Origin of the sequence: Rhodococcus sp. 14-2470-1a, from assembly GCF_002259425.1 — a bacterium.
GTDB lineage: Bacteria > Actinomycetota > Actinomycetes > Mycobacteriales > Mycobacteriaceae > Rhodococcoides > Rhodococcoides fascians_E.
On record NZ_NPFZ01000029.1, the window covers coordinates 223,206 to 240,408 of the forward strand.

The 17,203-nt window shown below is 64.5% G+C and carries 13 protein-coding genes and 1 pseudogene; 9 read left to right on the forward strand and 5 right to left on the reverse strand.

The genetic code is table 11. The features are described from left to right. Positions 1 to 9: 9 nt before the first annotated feature. From CH292_RS18675 to CH292_RS18685, 4 genes and pseudogenes are all read right to left on the reverse strand, one after another. Positions 10 to 408 (reverse strand): ectoine synthase, encoded by a 399-nt coding sequence (locus tag CH292_RS18675; RefSeq protein WP_019664717.1) that lies wholly within the window; start codon positions 406 to 408, stop codon positions 10 to 12. 63 nt (positions 409 to 471) lie between these two features. Further along, complete coding sequence (ectB, locus tag CH292_RS18680; RefSeq protein WP_230593924.1) at positions 472 to 1,746, reverse strand: diaminobutyrate--2-oxoglutarate transaminase; 1,275 nt, start codon at positions 1,744 to 1,746, stop codon at positions 472 to 474. A 48-nt stretch (positions 1,747 to 1,794) separates the two neighbouring features. Beyond that, positions 1,795 to 2,334, reverse strand: a pseudogene (ectA, locus tag CH292_RS29415) (diaminobutyrate acetyltransferase); the annotation flags it as partial. Positions 2,335 to 2,493: 159 nt separating this feature from the next. Further along, positions 2,494 to 4,599: an ATP-dependent DNA helicase RecQ gene (locus CH292_RS18685; RefSeq protein WP_026347730.1), complete on the reverse strand. Its 2,106-nt coding sequence runs from the start codon at positions 4,597 to 4,599 to the stop codon at positions 2,494 to 2,496. Between the two features lie 85 nt (positions 4,600 to 4,684). Between CH292_RS18685 and CH292_RS18690 the strand changes: the two genes are divergently transcribed. Then, positions 4,685 to 5,167, forward strand: a complete 483-nt coding sequence (locus tag CH292_RS18690; protein ID WP_033190442.1) for a CrcB family protein — start codon at positions 4,685 to 4,687, stop codon at positions 5,165 to 5,167. Continuing rightward, positions 5,164 to 5,535 carry a fluoride efflux transporter CrcB gene (crcB, locus tag CH292_RS18695; protein ID WP_033190443.1) on the forward strand — a complete coding sequence of 124 codons (372 nt, stop codon included), beginning with the start codon at positions 5,164 to 5,166 and terminating at the stop codon, positions 5,533 to 5,535. Before CH292_RS18690 ends, crcB begins: the two co-directional genes overlap by 4 nt. A gap of 16 nt (positions 5,536 to 5,551) precedes the next feature. Here crcB and CH292_RS18700 read toward each other — a convergent pair whose 3' ends face one another. Next, the gene (locus CH292_RS18700) at positions 5,552 to 6,412 is read right to left on the reverse strand and encodes a ribokinase (RefSeq protein WP_094655548.1); all 861 of its coding nucleotides are present in this window, start codon (positions 6,410 to 6,412) and stop codon (positions 5,552 to 5,554) included. 91 nt (positions 6,413 to 6,503) lie between these two features. Between CH292_RS18700 and CH292_RS18705 the strand changes: the two genes are divergently transcribed. From CH292_RS18705 to CH292_RS18735, 7 genes are all read left to right on the forward strand, one after another. Then, on the forward strand, positions 6,504 to 7,769 hold the full coding sequence (locus CH292_RS18705; RefSeq protein ID WP_094655427.1) for an aspartate aminotransferase family protein: 1,266 nt from the start codon (positions 6,504 to 6,506) through the stop codon (positions 7,767 to 7,769). Further along, positions 7,766 to 10,702 (forward strand): FAD-binding and (Fe-S)-binding domain-containing protein, encoded by a 2,937-nt coding sequence (locus CH292_RS18710; RefSeq protein WP_037158262.1) that lies wholly within the window; start codon positions 7,766 to 7,768, stop codon positions 10,700 to 10,702. Before CH292_RS18705 ends, CH292_RS18710 begins: the two co-directional genes overlap by 4 nt. Beyond that, positions 10,699 to 12,162 carry an NAD-dependent succinate-semialdehyde dehydrogenase gene (locus tag CH292_RS18715; RefSeq protein WP_094655428.1) on the forward strand — a complete coding sequence of 488 codons (1,464 nt, stop codon included), beginning with the start codon at positions 10,699 to 10,701 and terminating at the stop codon, positions 12,160 to 12,162. The genes CH292_RS18710 and CH292_RS18715 overlap by 4 nt, the downstream gene beginning before the upstream one ends. A gap of 14 nt (positions 12,163 to 12,176) precedes the next feature. Further along, entirely contained in the window at positions 12,177 to 12,875 is a 699-nt protein-coding gene (locus CH292_RS18720) for a GntR family transcriptional regulator (protein ID WP_230593910.1), read from the forward strand. A 186-nt stretch (positions 12,876 to 13,061) separates the two neighbouring features. Continuing rightward, complete coding sequence (locus tag CH292_RS18725) at positions 13,062 to 14,336, forward strand: Xaa-Pro peptidase family protein (RefSeq protein ID WP_094655429.1); 1,275 nt, start codon at positions 13,062 to 13,064, stop codon at positions 14,334 to 14,336. After that, complete coding sequence (locus CH292_RS18730; protein ID WP_256978285.1) at positions 14,333 to 15,751, forward strand: PLP-dependent aminotransferase family protein; 1,419 nt, start codon at positions 14,333 to 14,335, stop codon at positions 15,749 to 15,751. The genes CH292_RS18725 and CH292_RS18730 overlap by 4 nt, the downstream gene beginning before the upstream one ends. Next, a complete protein-coding gene (locus CH292_RS18735) occupies positions 15,748 to 17,004 on the forward strand; it encodes a M20 family metallopeptidase (protein ID WP_037158268.1) in 1,257 nt (418 codons plus the stop codon). Before CH292_RS18730 ends, CH292_RS18735 begins: the two co-directional genes overlap by 4 nt. The last annotated feature ends 199 nt before the right edge of the window (positions 17,005 to 17,203 follow it).

Here is a 17,203-nt window from a genome sequence, read left to right on the forward strand (position 1 = left end):
GAACAAACTTTATGCGGGAACTTCCACGAGCGGGTAGACACCGTTCTCGTCGTGGGTCTCGTTGCCGACCACCGGCGGGTTGAACACACACAACATGCGCATCTGGGTGCGCGGCTCGACGGTGTGGCGCTCGTTGCCGTTCAGCAGGTACATCGATCCCGGACCGAGTTCGTACGTCTCGCCGGTCTCGCGATCGGTCAACGTGCCTTCACCCTCGATGAGCCAGACGGCCTCGATGTGGTTGGCGTAGTGGAAGTTGTTCACCGTGCCGGCCTGAATGGTGGTCTCGTGGAACGAGAAACCGACCTTGTCGCCGCCCAGGACGATGCGCTTGCTGCGCCAGTTGCCGTCCTCGCTCGAGATGTCGCGATCGGTCCCGGTGATTTCCTCGGTGGTACGCACGATCATGTGTTGTCTCCCTTCGACGAATGTGCAGCTCGATGGTGTGCAGCAGGATCGGATCCTGCTGGATCAGGAGCACACCTTGGCAGTAGCACCTGCGATGATGTCCAGTCCGCGATCGAGTTCTTCGACGGTCGTGGTCAGCGGCGGAAGCAGCTTGACGACCTCGTCGGACGGACCTGCGGTCTCGACGAGCAGTCCTTCGTCGTAGCAGAGTGCAGCGACCTTGCCTGCCTTCTCCGGCTCGTCGAACACGAGCGCTTGGACCATGCCGCGACCGCGGGTGGACACCCCGTCGTACTTGGCGCACAGCTTGATGAAGTTGTCCTGGATGTGCTCGCCCTTGGCGAGAACTTCCTTCTCGAACTTGTCGTCGGACCAGTAGGTGTCGATGGCCGTCTTCGAGGTGACGAACGACGGGTTGAAACCACGGAAGGTGCCGTTGTGCTCACCCGGCGCCCACACGTCGAGCTCAGGCTTGAAGAGGGTGAGTGCCATGGGCATTCCGTAGCCGCCGATGGACTTCGACAGCGTGACGATGTCCGGGACGATGCCCGCCTCTTCGAAGGAGAAGAACTGGCCGGTGCGGCCGCACCCCATCTGGACGTCGTCGACGATCAGCAGGATCTCGCGGCGCGAGCACAGCTCGGCCAGTGCACGAAGCCATTCCGGACGAGCGACGTTGATGCCGCCTTCACCCTGGATGGTTTCGACGATGACTGCTGCCGGACGGTTGAATCCGCTGCCGGAGTCGTCGAGGACACGCTCGAACCACTGGAAGTCCTCGGTGACACCGCCGAAGTAGTTGTCGTACGGCATCGGGGTGGTGTGCACCAGCGGAATTCCGGCGCCGGCTCGCTTCATCGAGTTGCCGGTGACCGACAACGCGCCGAGTGTCATGCCGTGGAAAGCGTTGGTGAAGTTGATGATCGACTCACGTCCGGTCACCTTGCGGGCGAGCTTCAGAGCTGCCTCGACGGTGTTGGCGCCTGTGGGGCCGGGGAACTGAACCTTGTAGTCGAGTCCGCGCGGGTCAAGGATGTTCTTCTTGAACGACTCGAGGAACTCGCGCTTGGCGACGGTGGACATGTCCAGCCCGTGCGTGATGCCGTCACTCTGGATGTAATCCACCAGAGCGTCCTTGAGGATCTGGTTGTTGTGGCCGTAGTTCAGTGCGCCTGCGCCACCGAAGAAGTCGAGGTACTCGCGGCCGTTCTCGTCCACGAGGGTCGAGTTCTTCGCGGTCTTGAACACAGCGGGCCACTGACGGCTGTAGCTGCGGACAGCGGACTCGACTGTCTCGAAGACGTCGGGCTTCTCTGTGGTAACAATCTTTTCGGTCATGTTCTGCTTGTTCCTTTCGTTTGCGCGCACGGCGGCGGGGCCTACGGTGTAGAGCTCCTCGGCCTCGTGGCTATCAGGGAAATCATTGGGCGCGAACAGATCTGATTTTCCAATGTCGGTCCCTCGTGTTCGAGCGAGGGCCGTGAACAGTGCGATCGAGGCCTCGTTGTCGGGGCTGATCGTGGTTTCCAGGTGTGTGATGCCCTGGGGGGTGAGGCGATCGAGCAGTTCGTTCAACATACGACCGGCGAGACCTTTGCCTCGTTGATCGGCATCGACCGCAACCTGCCACACGAAAAACGTTGTGGGGGAGTCTTGCCGGATGTAGCCGGTGACGAAACCAACTGCTCTGCCGCCGACATCCGACACGACGGATGTTGCAGCAAAGTCCCTGCACCACAGGATGTACGAGTAGCTCGAGTTGAGATCGAGCACTCTCGAATCTCGTGCGATCTCCCAGAGCCGGACTCCGTCGGAAATCTTTGGACTACGAAACTTCACTGCGTCCGGCGCAGTGATTGAGGTCGCTCTCAGCTGTGCGGGCTTCATAGGAAATACAAACGTAACAAGGTGGCCATGGCATTTCATGTACCCCGGGAAATTGACGCTCTAAACCACCTTGCTTCCCCAGGTTAGAGGGTGATTGTGACGCTGGTCACAAATGTGTGATTCAGGGTAACGGCGAGCAGTTTCGGCTCCGATAACCTTCCGTCGATCCACAGTCTGGACTTAGTGTCCTCGGGGCGTCTACTTGGGGGTGGCAAGAGCGAACGGGAGCACGGCGTCCGCTCCGGCCCTACGCAGGGCGTCGGCGGCGCAGGTGAACGTCCATCCGGTGTCGGTCACGAGGTCGACCAGCAGTATCGGCCCGTCGACGCTGTCGAGGTCCGGGATGTCCCAGGAGTCCACGAGCCCCGCGACCCGAAAGGCCGAGTTGGAGGCCGTCACCACCGGATGATCTGGCCGTTGACCGAGAACTCCCAGGTCGGTGAGCCGGCCGATCCGTGCGAGCTCGCTCGCCACGGACCTGACGAGTACCGGGTGCGACGCGGATTCGAGGGCCAGGACAGCCGTCGGGCGGACCTTCCAATCCCACGATGCGAGGACCTTGATGCATCCATCGACCAACGACGACGGCGCTGCCTCGTCCGGACCGTCGAGGACGGAACGCAGGCGGTTTCCCCAGACGAGGTCGGTCAACCTTCCCAGGACGCGACCGGGTTCGTGCCCGTCGGTGATCTTTCCCGACAGTGAGACGCCGAGCTTCTTCATTCCGCTCGGCCACTGCTTGCGCGGGGGAAGGTCGAGTCCCGGGCGGTCCAACCTGCTGCGAGCCTGATCGACAGCAGCCTGTTCGACCTGTGCAGAGTAAGACTGGCCTGTGCAATTGTCGCATCGGCCACATCGGGACGGAGTGTCCGTCAGGTCCGGGTCGTCGAGTTGGCGCCGGAGGAAATCCATGCGACAGCCGTCGGTGCGTTGGTAGTCGACCATGGCCTGCTGTTCGGAGTCGCGAGCCTGTTCGAGCCGCTCGTAGCGCTCGGCGTCGTACGTCCACGGCTCGCCGGTCGCGATCCATCCACCACGAACACGCTGCACCGCGCCGTCGACGTCGAGGACCTTGAGGACCATCTCCAATCGACTGCGATTCAAGTCGACCAACGGTTCGAGGGCCGGTGTCGATTGAGGCTTCACCGGATCGAGAGTCTCGATCACCTGCCTGACGACGTGTTCCCGCGGAAACGCAACCGACGCGAAGTAACTCCAGATCTGCTTGTCCTCGTGACCGGGAAGCAGGATCACCTCGGCGCGATCGGTGCCGCGGCCTGCACGCCCGACCTGCTGGTAGTACGAGATAGGAGATGAAGGGGCGCCCATGTGCACGACGAAACCGAGGTCCGGTTTGTCGAATCCCATCCCGAGGGCCGAGGTCGCGATCAGAGCTTTGACGTCGTTGTTCAGCAGGTCGGTCTCGAGCGACTCGCGTTCCGTCGTGTCGGTCTGGCCGGTGTACGCGGCAACGGCGAGGCCCTGATCGGACAGCAACGCGGCGAGGTCCTTGGCTGCGGAGACCGTCAGGGTGTAGATGATCCCGGAACCGGGCAGTTGCGCGAGATGCGACGCGAGCCACGCCGCTCGCTCGGTCGAGTTCTCGATCTGCACGACCGACAGATGCAGTGACTCCCGTTCGAGGCCTCCGCGCAGCACGAGGGTGTCACCGCCGCCGACTCCCAACTGTGCGGCGACGTCCGACACCACTCTGTCGTTGGCGGTCGCGGTGGTGGCCAGAACCGGAATTCCCTCTCTCAGTTCGGAGATCAAGGTCCTGATGCGACGGTAGTCCGGCCGGAAATCATGACCCCAGTCCGACACGCAGTGGGCCTCGTCGACGACGACCAGGCCCGCGTCGCCGGCCAGCGACGGTAGAACCTGATCGCGGAAGTCCGGGTTGTTCAGGCGCTCCGGGCTGACCAGCAGAACGTCCAGTCTGCCCGCTGCGACGTCGGCGTGGATGTCTTCCCACTCGGTCATGTTTCCGGAGTTGATGGTCGCGGCCTTGACTCCCGCACGCTCCGCCGAGGCGACCTGGTTGCGCATCAGTGCCAGCAACGGCGAGACGATGACCGTCGGGCCGAGGCCTTGTTCCCGAAGCAACTTCGCTGCGATGAAGTACACCGCCGACTTTCCCCACCCGGTTCGCTGGACGACCAGTGCGCGGCGTCGACCGACCACGAGTGCCTCGATGGCGACCCACTGATCCTCGCGCAGGCTCGCACCGTCCCCCGCGAGCTCGCGGAGCAGGCGCTCGGCGTCGGCGCGCAGGTCTGTCGGCGTGTGCGATGCGGTTGTCATGGCACCATCGTGCCGCACCGGTGTGACAAGGAACGACCGGACGAGGGTCGATACTCTTCTGCAGAAGGTGGTACGAGGAGGCGACATGGGCGACGGCGGAGGCCGCGATTCCGGCGGGGATCCTGGAGAGCGCGAAACGACGTCGACGCGTCCGTTGCATTCGAGCATGTCGGCGCTGGCGTCGGTCTTCGTCGGCGGCGTCGTGGGAACACTCGCCCGTGTCGGTGTGGAGGAGGCGCTGCCGCACCGGCCTTCCGGGTGGCCGGTGGCAACCTTCGTGATCAACATCGTCGGAGCGTTCGTCCTCGGCCTCGTGCTGGAGAACTTGGCGAGGCGTGGACCGGATATCGGTGTGCGGCAACGAGTACGTCTGCTCGCGGGGACGGGGTTCTGCGGGGCGTTCACCACCTACAGCACGTTCGCGCTGGAAGCGGTGCTGCTGACTCGTGACGGACACTGGTCCACCGCATCGGCTTACGGGGCCGGGACCGTGGTCCTCGGCGGCGTCGCTGCCTGGGCGGGCATCGTCGCCGGAGCAGCCGGTCACCGCCGAAGGAGTGCTCGGTGATCGTCGTCCTCGTCGCTCTTGCGGGCGCACTCGGTGCGGTGACGCGGTTCGCCGTCGATTCGTGGTTCAGGAGTCGATTTCCGCGATCGGGGATTCCGTGGGCGATTGCGGCCATCAACGTCTCGGGTTCTCTCGTGCTCGGCCTTCTCGCGGGACTCGTTGTGTTGCAGGATGGTTCGACGGATCTTCAAGCTGTGATCGGAACCGGGTTCTGCGGCGGATACACCACGTTCAGCACCGCGAGTGTCGATACCGTCCGGCTCGTCCGATCCGGGAAGCACGCGAAGGCCATCGGCTACGCCGTCGGCACGCTCGTGCTGTCGGTTGCGGCGTGTGCCGCGGGATTCGGGCTCGCCGGGCTTGCCTGAAAGCCCGTAGCCAGGCTCATTCCTGTCCGACGCCTCGAATGTCCGTGCGTGTTCCCGACGAGGAACCGGCGCCCCGTCGCGTGGCTGCGAAAGCGCCTGCGGCACAGGCCCACCGGATTGCGTCGTCGGGGCCTGAGGACCACTCGGCGGCGAGCGCCCCGGTGAACGCGTCGCCTGCTCCCGTGGTGTCGATCGCGTCGACCGTGGGCGAGCGGAAGTCCGATGCCGACTCGCGGCCGCGGTAGTGGGCGCCTCGCGCGCCGAGCGTGGTGACGACGTGCGGCACTCGGGAGACGACGTGGGCCAACTCCCGTGCCTCGGCTTCGTTGACGACGAGAACGTCGACGGCCTCGACGAGCTCGTCCGGCAGGTCCTGCGCAGGGGAGGGATTGAGTAGAACGAGAGTGCCGTGGTCGCGCGCGTGTGTAGCACCCTCGACGACGGTCTCCAGCGGGATCTCGAGTTGACACATGAGGATGTCGGCCCCCGCGATGGCGTCACGCTCGGCGTCGGACAGGGTGAGCAGTGACGAGTTGGCGCCCGCGACGACGACGATCGTGTTCTCGCCGTCACCGTCCACGGATATCGAGGCGACGCCGCTCGGTCCGTCGACGTGGCGGACCAGGGATATGTCGATGCCGGCCTCGGTCAGAGTGTCGATCAGATCCTGGCCGAACGCGTCGGAGCCGACGGCCCCGAGGAAGGTCGTGTCGGCACCCGAGCGTGCGGCCGCCAACGCCTGGTTTGCGCCCTTGCCTCCTTGCGAGGCTGCGAAGGTGGTGCCGAGCAGGGTCTCACCCGGCTGAGGCAGCCGCGGCGTGAACGTCGTGAGGTCCATGTTGATGCTGCCGAGGACGGCAACACGGGTCGTTGGCATGAGCCGACGATATCCGCGACGTCCGAAGCCCAGCGAGGCGATTGGTTGCAGATTGTTGACAATCTGCAAATCCTGAACCACGATAGCTCGCATGACAGCTCCAGCTCGCACACACCTCAGCCCCGCACTCAAGCAGGCCACACCGGTTGTCGTCGACTACGCGTCGGGCAGCTGGATCTACGGAACCGACGGAAACAAGTACCTGGACTTCACCACCGGAATCGGCGTCACCAGTACCGGGCACTGCCATCCGAAGGTCGTCGAGGCCGCGCGGGAACAGGTCGGCAAGATCATTCACGCGCAGTACACGACCGTGATGCACAAGCCGCTCCTGGAATTGACCGAGAAACTGGGTGACGTGCTGCCCGCCGGACTGAACAGCGTCTTCTACGCCAACTCCGGCTCCGAAGCCGTCGAGGCGTCGATCCGCCTCGCACGAATGGCCACCGGGCGTCCCAACATCATCGCGTTCCACGGAGGGTTCCACGGCCGAACGGTCGCGGCGGCGTCGCTGACGACGGCGGGCACCAAGTTCCGTTCCGGTTTCTCGCCCATCATGGGAGGCGTGCACATCGCGCCGTTCCCGTACGCATTCCGCTACGGCTGGGACACCGAGACGGCCGTCGCGTTCGCTCTGAAGGAGCTCGATTACCTTCTGGCGACGGTGTCCAGCCCCGCCGACACTGCCGCGTTCATCATCGAACCTGTGCTCGGCGACGGTGGCTACCTGCCGACCCCGCCCGCCTTCCTCGAAGGACTGCGCGAGCGCGCGGATCGACACGACATCGTCCTGGTCTTCGACGAAGTTCAGGCAGGTGTCGGACGCACCGGCAAGTTCTGGGGGCACGAGCACTCGGCTGCGCGCCCCGACATCGTCGTCACCGCGAAGGGACTCGCCTCGGGCTTCCCGATCTCGGCAATCGCTGCGTCCGAGGAACTCATGTCCAAGGCGTGGCCGGGTTCGCAGGGAGGGACATACGGCGGCAACGCCGTTGCCGCAGCCGCCGCAGTGGCCACACTCGAGGTGGTGCGGGACGAGGGCCTCGTCGACAACGCAGCCGAGCAGGGCGCTGTTCTTCTCGATGGACTGAACGAGCTGAAGGGGCAGTACTCGGCCATCGGCGATGCTCGCGGCCTCGGTCTGATGCAAGCACTCGAATTCGTCGACGACAACGGAGCTCCCGACGCCGCGGCGGCAACCCGTGTGCAGCAGACCGCAATTTCCGAAGGTCTGCTGCTCCTCACCTGCGGGGGATTCGGAAACGTCGTCCGCATCATTCCCGCGCTCGTGGTCACCGACGACGAAGTCGCCGAAGGACTCGACGCGATCGCCCGGACCCTGAAGCGAGCATTGTGACCGTTCTCGATCCCGAACCCGAAGCCGCCGCGCGCGTGCTCGATGTTCTGCGGAGGACGGACATCGAGGTGGACGACTCACCTCGACGGCGTGCCGAGTACTCCTACGACGCCTCGAACTACCGCGTGCCACCTCTCGCTGTCGTGTTTCCGGCAACCGCGGACGAGGTCCGGACGGTGGTCCGAGCGTGCACGAATGCCTGCGTACCCATAGTCAGCCGGGGAGGCGGCACCTCCATGGCGGGCAACGCGATCGGCGCTGGAATCGTTCTGGATTTCTCCCGTCACATGAACCGGGTCGTGTCGATCGATCAGCAGGGGAAATCCGCTGTCGTCGAGCCGGGAATCGTCATCTCCGAACTCGCCGCCGCCGTGTCGGCGGAGACGGCAGGAGCGCTGACGTACGCACCCGATCCGTCGAGCAAGTCTCGTGCCACCGTCGGCGGCGCGGTGGGCAACGATGCCTGCGGCAACCACTCGGTGCGCTACGGACGGACGGCCGATCACACGATCGCCCTCGATGTCGTCACTTCGGACGGTCATCTTCTACGGGCCACACGGGACGGACTCGCCGCCGTGGATCCTTCCGATTCCCGGTCGGTCGAGGCCGCCACTCGGATCACTGCGGACCTGCGGTCGCTCGTCTCGGACCACATGGCGGATCTCCGTCTCGAGCTCGGTCTCATTCCGCGTCAGGTGTCGGGATTTCACCTGTCGACCCTGTTGCCCGAGAACGGATTCGACGTGGCGCGTGCGCTCGTGGGTAGCGAGGGCACCTGCGCGATCGTCGTCGCCGTGACGGTGTCTCTCGTGGAGGTACCTCCGGCTGCCCTGTTGCTCAGTCTGGGATACGAGGACGTCGTCGAAGCAGCCGAGGACGTCATGACGATTCTCGAATTCTCTCCCGCCGCGATCGAAGGCATCGACGAGAAGATCGTCGACACCATGCGGATGCGTCGCGGCGCGGACTCGGTGCGCGGCCTCCCGTCCGGCAACGCCTGGCTGTACGTCGACCTCGACGGCGATGACCCCACCGAGGTGGAGGACAAGGCCGAGCGTCTGCTCGAGCGACTCCGAGAACTGGGACGGTTGAAGGACGGTCGCGTCGTCGCCGACCCGTCCGAGCGGAAGTCGTTGTGGCGAGTGCGTGAGGACGGCGCTGGACTGTCGGCGCGACTGTCGGACGGCGCGAGCGGTATCACCGAATCCTGGCCCGGCTGGGAGGATTCGGCGGTGGCCCCGGAGAAACTCGCGGCGTATCTGGCCGACTTTCGCGACCTGCTGGCACACCACGGCTTGACCGGAGTGATGTACGGGCATTTCGGTGCCGGATGCATGCACGTGCGCATAACGTTCGACCAGCGGACGGACGAAGGCCGCGCGATCATGAACGCGTTCCTGCGGGATGCGGCAGCCCTCGTGGTCCGTCACGGCGGGTCGCTGTCCGGCGAACACGGTGACGGGCGCGCTCGTTCGGAGCTGCTGCCGGTGATGTACTCGACCACGATGCTGAGGGCGTTCGAGCGCTTCAAAGGCATCTGGGACCCTGCCGGACTGCTCAACCCGGGCAGTATCACCGACCCGGCGCCGATGATGAACGACCTTGCGCTGGCGAACATCCCGAAGCGGGAGTGGAAGACGACCTTCGATCTGCACCAGATCGGATCGGGCCCGGATCCTCGACCGGTCCCGCACCTCGACCCGTTCGTCCACGCCACACAGTCCTGTGTCGGAGTCGGCCGCTGTCGATCGAGCAGTGGCGGAGTGATGTGCCCCAGTTTCCGGGCGACCGGTGACGAGAAGGATTCCACCCGCGGGCGGGCACGAGTGCTGCAGGAGATGGTACGCAGCTCGAGAACCGTCGCCGAGGGATGGGCATCCACCGATGTCAAGGAGTCCCTCGATCTGTGCCTCTCCTGCAAGGCGTGCTCGTCCGACTGTCCGGTCGGCGTGGACATGGCGACCTACAAGGCGGAATTCCTCGACCATCACTACGCTGGCCGGGTGCGTCCGATGGCGCACTATTCGCTGGGATGGCTTCCGCGATGGCTGAAGGTGACCGCGCGGATCGCTCCGGCACTCAATGCCGTTCTGACGCCCAGAATCGGTGTGCTGGCAGCGAAACTCGGAGGACTGACGACCGAGCGCGCGCTTCCGCGATTCGCATCACGTGCAGAACTGAAGGCGCAGACGACCGACTCGGTCCAGGGCGGTGACGTCGTGCTGTTCGTCGACTCGTTCACGAAGGGATTTCGGCCGGAGATCGTCGGCGCTGCTGTTCGAGTCCTCGCCGACGCTGGCCGAACAGCCGAGTGCCGCAGCGACGTCTGCTGCGGGCTCACCTGGATCTCCACCGGGCAGCTTGCGACGGCCAGGAAGCACCTTGCTCGGACGGCGGACGCGCTCGACGACGGCACCGACCGTCCCATCGTCGTCACCGAACCGAGTTGCGCGGCGGCACTGAAGAAGGACCTACCGGAACTGGTGAACACCGACGCCGCACGACGCGTCGCAGCGCGCGTGCAGAGCTTCGCGGGCGCAGTGATCGACCAGGCGGCAGGCGGGTGGACGCCGACGGCGACGGTTCCGGACGCCGTGACCGTCCAGACGCACTGCCACGAATACGCCGTCTTCGGTGAAGCGACCCAACGGAAGGCGTTGGCCGCTGCAGGAATCGAGTCGATCGACGAAGCAACCGGATGCTGCGGCGTGGCAGGAAACTTCGGCTTCGAACCCGATCACTACGAGATGAGCATGAAGGTGTCCGAACAAGCCCTCGCTCCGGCCGTGCGTCGGGCGGGGGATCGACCGATCCTCACCGACGGTTTCAGCTGCCACATGCAGGTCCGCCAGCTCACCGACAACCACAGCGCCGGGGCCTCGACGCACCTCGCGCACATTCTCGATCCAGGCACCACCAGGAGGGACGTATGACCACATCACTGACCCGACCCGAGATCGATTCACCGACCCAGGTGTTCATCGGCGGCCACTGGCGCGACGCACACGGCGGAAAGACGTTCGACGTCGTCGATCCTGCGACAGGTGAGACCATCGCCACCGTCGCCGACGGCGGCGTCACCGATGCGGAGGCGGCCATGGCAGCCGCATCGGAAGCCCAGAAGTCGTGGGCGCAGACGGCTCCTCGTGAACGCAGCATCATCCTCCGTCGGGCTTTCGAGTTGATCGTCGAGCGCACCGAGGAACTCGCCGCGATCATCACCGCCGAGATGGGAAAGCCGCTGGCGGATGCGCGCGGTGAGGTCGCCTACGGCGCCGAGTTCTTTCGCTGGTTCTCGGAAGAAGCGGTGCGGATTTCAGGTGATCACACCCTGACCGGCGACGGGAAGAACCGCATCATCGTCACCCGCGAACCCGTCGGCCCGTGCATCCTGGTCACCCCGTGGAACTTTCCGCTCGCCATGGGTACGCGAAAGATCGGCCCAGCATTGGCCGCCGGGTGCACCGTGGCGTTCAAACCGGCCGAACAGACACCTCTGACCGCTCTGGCCCTGGCCGCAATTCTGGTCGAGGCGGGAGTGCCGGACGGAGTCGTCAACGTCGTACCGACGACCGACGCTGCGAGCGTCGTCGGTTCGTGGATGGCGAGCGGAGACGCGCGCAAGATCAGCTTCACCGGTTCGACCGAAGTAGGGAAGATTCTTCTGGCGCAGGCTGCACCGACGGTGATGCGTACGTCGATGGAACTCGGTGGCAATGCACCCTTCGTCGTCGCCGAGGGAGCCGACGTCGATCGGGCCGTGGACGGCGCGATGGTAGCGAAGATGCGCAACATGGGCGAGGCATGCACCGCGGCCAACCGGTTCTTCGTACATCGTTCCGTGGCAATCGAGTTCGCCGAGAAGCTGGGCGCGCGAATGGACGCACTGAACGTCGGCCCCGGCGACGGTGACGGAGTGGAGGTCGGGCCGCTCATCGACGAGGACGGCCGGGCCAAGGTGCAGCGCCTCGTCGACGACGCTCTGGAGCGAGGCGCCCGCGCAGTCGTCGGAGGTGCGCCGGACGACGGCCCGGGGTACTTCTACCCGCCGACGGTGCTCGATTCGGTGGATCCCGCATCGGATCTGATGTCGACCGAGATCTTCGGGCCGGTGGCCGCTGTGGTTCCGTACGACACCGAGGACGAGGTGATCGCGTTGGCCAACGACACCGAATGGGGACTCGTCGGATACGTGTTCACCCAGGACATCGATCGAGCGCTCCGGATGGGGGAGCGGCTGGAAGTAGGGATGGTCGGGTTGAACACGGGGCTTGTGTCCAACCCGGCGGCGCCGTTCGGCGGGGTCAAGCAATCGGGGTTGGGCCGCGAGGGCGGCAGGGTCGGTATCGACGAGTTCCTCGAGTACAAGTATTTTGCTATCCCGAGGTCCTAGCGGAGGAGAGACCAGTGCCAGGATCAAGAAGACTGACGCCGATCAACGCGCGCAACACGTCGATGGTGATCGCCGATCAGATCCGCGACCGCATCATCGACGGCTCCTACGCGCCCGGTGAGCAGATCAACGAGGCGAATGTTGCTGCCGAGTTGGAGATCTCCCGCGGACCGGTGCGAGAAGCGCTGCAACGGCTCAACCAGGAAGGGCTGTTGGTCAGCTACCGCAACCGCGGAGTGTTCGTCGTCGAACTCAGCAGCGACGACGTCGCGGAGATCTACGAGGCTCGCGCGGCGATCGAGGTGGGCGCCGCGTGGACTCTCGTGCACGGCGACGAATCGACATTGACGACAACTGCTGCTCGGTTGTCGGCGATCGTGGACCAGATGCAGCCCTACATCGATCGCGCGGACTGGTTCGGACTGGCCGAGCGTGACCTCGCGTTCCACACCGCCCTCGTGTCCGCGACGTCGAACAGTCGCATGTCGCGGATGTACGCGACGCTGGCGGCGGAGGCGCGCATCTGCATGGCCAACCTCGAAACCGCGTACTACCGGCCGGAGGCATTGGTCGAGGAGCACCAGTTGCTGGTGAACCTGCTGGTCGGCGGGGACTGGTCTGCGTTGGAGGCCGGCGTGCACGAGCACATGGACACCGCAATCCACGATCTGACGCGTGCGATGGCCGACGAGGCAACTGGTATCGCTCAATAGCTGGTCGAGGCACGTGCGCGCGGGTGAATCGGTGATGAATCGCCCGCGTGCACGAGCCGAAACGAAGAAGTAACACGGATTTCCTTGCGGCGGAGTGGACCTGGCATTTAGCCTGATTGTCAACAATCTGCAAACTGCAGATCGGTTGAACGGACACACCTGACAATGCCTCGAAAGGGGGTACCAGTGAACGACTACTTCGCAGCCGAACTCACCAGTGCGGTCGGACCGAACCACTCCGAGGGCCTCGCCGAATACGCGGACCTGCCCAACAGCACGCCCATCACGTTCACCGACGACGAGTACTCCGCCCGCCTCGCCGCGGTACGGGCATCGATGGCGTCACAGAACCTCACGGCGCTCATCGTCACCGATCCGTCCAATCTGTACTACCTGCTCGGCTACAACGCCCTGTCGTTCTACACCCCACAGATGCTCTACGTGCCGCTGGAAGGCGAACTGTACTTCTTCGCCCGAGAAATGGACGCGAACGGAGCGTTCCGGACGTCGCGGCTTCCACAGGAGCAGACGTTCGGCTATCCCGAGACCTTCGTGCAGCGCAAGGACACCCACCCGTTCGTGTGGGTCGCGCAGCGCCTCCGGGAACTCGGTGTGGTGAACAACTTCTCGCACGGCCAAGTCGGTCTGGAGATGGACTCGTACTACTTCAGCCCCAAAGCGTTCGAAGCGTTGGTCAAATCCCTTCCCGAGTACCGATTCACCGACTCCTACGAATTGATCAACTGGGTGCGCGTGATCAAGTCACCCGCCGAGATCGACCTGATGCGCGGTGCCGCCAAGGTCTGCGAGTCCGCGATGTCGGCAGCCTACGACGCAGTGGTCGTCGGCGGACGACAGTGCGACGCAGCCGCGGCCATCATGAACGCACAGGTACGCGGAACGGACGACTTCGGCGGCGACCACCCCGCGATCGTCCCGATGCTTCCCACCGGCGCCGGCGCGGACACACCGCACCTCACGTGGTCCGACCAGAGGTTCATCGCAGGGGAGACCACGGTCGTCGAACTCGCAGGCGTCTTCCGTCGATACCACGTACCCATGGCACGCACCATCGTGCTCGGAAAGCCCAGCAAGCGACTCGACTACCTCGCGCGATCCACCGGAGAAGCTCTCGACGGAGTCCTCGCCGAAGTTCGACCGGGAACGACGACAACCGAACTCGCGCAGATCTGGAACGTCGGCCTCGCGAAACACGGCCTGCACAAACCGTCCCGCATCGGATACTCCATCGGCATCGCCTACGCACCGGACTGGGGCGAACGCACCGTCAGCATCCGAACCGACGACGACACCGTCCTCGCCGAGAACATGACCTTCCACATCATCGGCGGAATGTGGATGGACGACTACGGATACGAAGTCTCCGAAGCCGTCAGAGTCACCGACCGCGGAGTGGAAACCTTCACCTCGTACCCCCGCCGTCTACTGACGAAGGAGTGAACATGCACGCCACCTCGCTCAACCATTCCGCAGGCTCCACTCCTGAATCCCCAGGCTCCACTCCTGCCACCCCGGGTCATTCCGCAGGCTCCACTCCTGCCACCCCGGGTCATTCCGCAGGCTCCACTCCTGCCATCCCGGGTCATTCCGCAGGCTCCACTCCTGCCATCCCGGGTCATTCCGCAGGCTCCACTCCTGCCATCCCGTGGGCACTGCGGACCGACAAACTCGTCGGATCGGTCATCGACTCGTCCACCTCCCTCCTCGCTGCGCAGAAGCACGACATCGTTCGATTCGCGATGGGTTCGCCTGCTGCAGAGACGGTTCCAGCGGCGGCGTTCTCCGAGATCGCGGCGCAGGTGATGACGACGGACGCCATGGATTACGCCGCCACCGAAGGCGATCCCGGGCTGATCGACGCCCTGCTGGAGTACCTCGACTCGGTAGGGGAGCCGACGTCGGCCGACCGAATCGTGATCACCTCGGGCGGGATGCAGGGGCTCGATCTTGCCTGCAAGCTGTTCGTGGATCCCGGTGACCTCGTGATCGTCGAGAGTCCGACGTACACGAACGGAACCGCGACGGTACTGAGCTACGGCGGCGAAGTGCTCGAAGCGCCGATGGATTCCGACGGGTTGATCGTCGAAGCGTTGCCCGAACTCGTGGCCCGAGCGGGACGCCCGCCGAAGATGATCTACGTCATTCCGAACTTCCAGAACCCGTCCGGCACCACCATGTCGCTGGCACGACGCACTCTGCTGCTCGAGCTCGCGCACAAGTGGGGATCGGTGATTCTCGACGACGATCCGTACGGGCTGCTTCGGTTCGAGGGCGAGAACATCCCGAGTTTCGCCGCGCTGAGTCCCGGGGACCCGCTGGTTTTCTCGGTACGTACGTTCTCCAAGATGATCGCACCCGGTCTGCGGGTCGGATGGGTCGACGCCGCACCGCAGGCCAGGCAGTTGCTCATCAATGCCAAGCAGGCAATGGACACGTGCACCAATCTGCCCAACCAACGAATGATCGCCGAGTTCATCCGCAGGGGACAGTTGACCGAACACCTACGATCGCTCGCCGCGGTCTATCGGCCGCGGAAGATCGCGATGCAGCGAAGCCTGGAGAAGTACTTCGGCGACACGATCGAGACGACGGATCCCGAGGGTGGTTTCTTCCTCTGGGCCACGTTGCGCGGCACAGCCTCCGCCGTGTCCACGCAGGACCTGTTCGAGGTAGCTCTGGCTGAAGGTGTCGCCTACATTCCCGGTCCCGCGTTGTCCGTCGGCGGCAAGTTTCACGACTCGCTGAGGTTGTGTTTCGCGTCCTCGACTCCCGAGCGGATCGACGAAGGTGTGAAAAGACTGGCCGCAGCAGTGGACCGGGCGGTGGACACCATGTCCAGCGATCCCACTCGATGACCACGAAGGAAGTCACCGACTTCGAGAACTCTCTGCTCCGATCCATCGACACCGACGAGATCGTCTCTCTGGCTTCGGCGTTGATCGATGCCGGTGGTGAGAACCCAGGTGGTACCGAGGGCGGCGTCGCGCATGTTCTTGCCTCACGGTGTCGCGATCTGGGATTTCGAGTGGAAATGGTGGAGGTAGCGCCAGGTCGCCCGAATGTGATTGTCTCGATAGGGGAATCAGGAGAATCAGGGAAATCAGGGGATTCGGGTGTTCTGTTCGTCGGCCACTCCGACGTCGTTCCCGCCGGGGGTGGTTGGTCGACGGACCCGTTTCGTGCAACGACACGGGACGGTCGACTGTACGGCCGCGGCGCGTGCGACATGAAGGGTGGTCTGGCCGCCGTGGTCGTGGCGATGGCCGCGATCGAGCGCAGTGCAAGCGAACTCACTGCACCGATCTCGCTCGCTTGCCTCGTCGACGAGGAGGACACCGGTCTCGGGATCAGAGCGTTCGTGCAGAGGGGCAACGCACCGAGTCGACCGTCGCCGAGATACTCGCACTGCATTGTCGCGGAGCCGACAGACCTCGTGACGATCACCGGGTGCCGGGGTGCGGCGAACCTGGAGATCGTGGTGACGGGCAGATCCGCGCACGCCGGGAGGCCGAGCAACGGTCGCAACGCGATCGCGGCCGCGGCGAAGATCGTCGGACTCGTCGAGAGGTCCGCAGTTCGGATGCGGCAGAACCCGCACCCTGTCCTCGGTCCCGCGACCTGGAACGTCGGCACGATCGACGGTGGTACCGGAACCTCGATGGTCGCCGATCGGTGCGTCCTCACCGTCGATCGGCGGCTTCTGCCCGGCGAAGACGCACACGAGATCGCCCGCGAGCTGCGCCTCTCGATCGACGACGCCGGTATCACCGGTGACGGCATCGAAGTCTCCGTTGGCGTTTCGATGGAGATGCCTGGCTTTCTGACCAGCGAGAACAGTGACACAGCAGTCGCGGCGGTCGCTGCGGTGACCGACGCCGTCGGCTCTCGCGGGACCGACGTGTGGACCGCATCGTGCGACGGAGGTTTCGTCGCCCGAGATCTGGGTACGCCGGTCGTCGTGTTGGGACCGGGTGAGATCGAAACGCAGGCTCATCAACCCGACGAATCGGTGTCGGTCCAGCAATTGTGCGACAGCGCAAGGGCGTACGCATTGATGGCGTCCAGAATCGTTGCGCTACCTGCAGTTTTGTCCAGGTCCAAGGGGTAGTGCGAAAACGCGAACATCAGCTTCCGTAGTGTGAAACGCTGCGAAGTACCAACCCGACGCTCCACGTTTGTACACAAAGCGAGAGGTATTCCGGCCGTGACACAGTCGTCCAGCAGTGGGTCCGACAGCAGTGGGTCCGACAGTAGTAAAGCCAGAACAGGGGGACACGGAAGTCCTACCGGTTATCCGCCCGACACCT

Excerpts from the sequence above, each read along its gene's own strand:
- CH292_RS18675 (WP_019664717.1), bottom strand. The coding sequence starts at position 408 with ATGATCGTGCGTACCACCGAGGAAATCACCGGGACCGATCGCGACATC.
- ectB (WP_230593924.1), bottom strand. The coding sequence starts at position 1,746 with ATGACCGAAAAGATTGTTACCACAGAGAAGCCCGACGTCTTCGAGACA.
- CH292_RS18685 (WP_026347730.1), bottom strand. The coding sequence starts at position 4,599 with ATGACAACCGCATCGCACACGCCGACAGACCTGCGCGCCGACGCCGAG.
- CH292_RS18690 (WP_033190442.1), top strand. The coding sequence starts at position 4,685 with ATGGGCGACGGCGGAGGCCGCGATTCCGGCGGGGATCCTGGAGAGCGC.
- CH292_RS18700 (WP_094655548.1), bottom strand. The coding sequence starts at position 6,412 with ATGCCAACGACCCGTGTTGCCGTCCTCGGCAGCATCAACATGGACCTC.
- CH292_RS18705 (WP_094655427.1), top strand. The coding sequence starts at position 6,504 with ATGACAGCTCCAGCTCGCACACACCTCAGCCCCGCACTCAAGCAGGCC.
- CH292_RS18715 (WP_094655428.1), top strand. The coding sequence starts at position 10,699 with ATGACCACATCACTGACCCGACCCGAGATCGATTCACCGACCCAGGTG.
- CH292_RS18735 (WP_037158268.1), top strand. The coding sequence starts at position 15,748 with ATGACCACGAAGGAAGTCACCGACTTCGAGAACTCTCTGCTCCGATCC.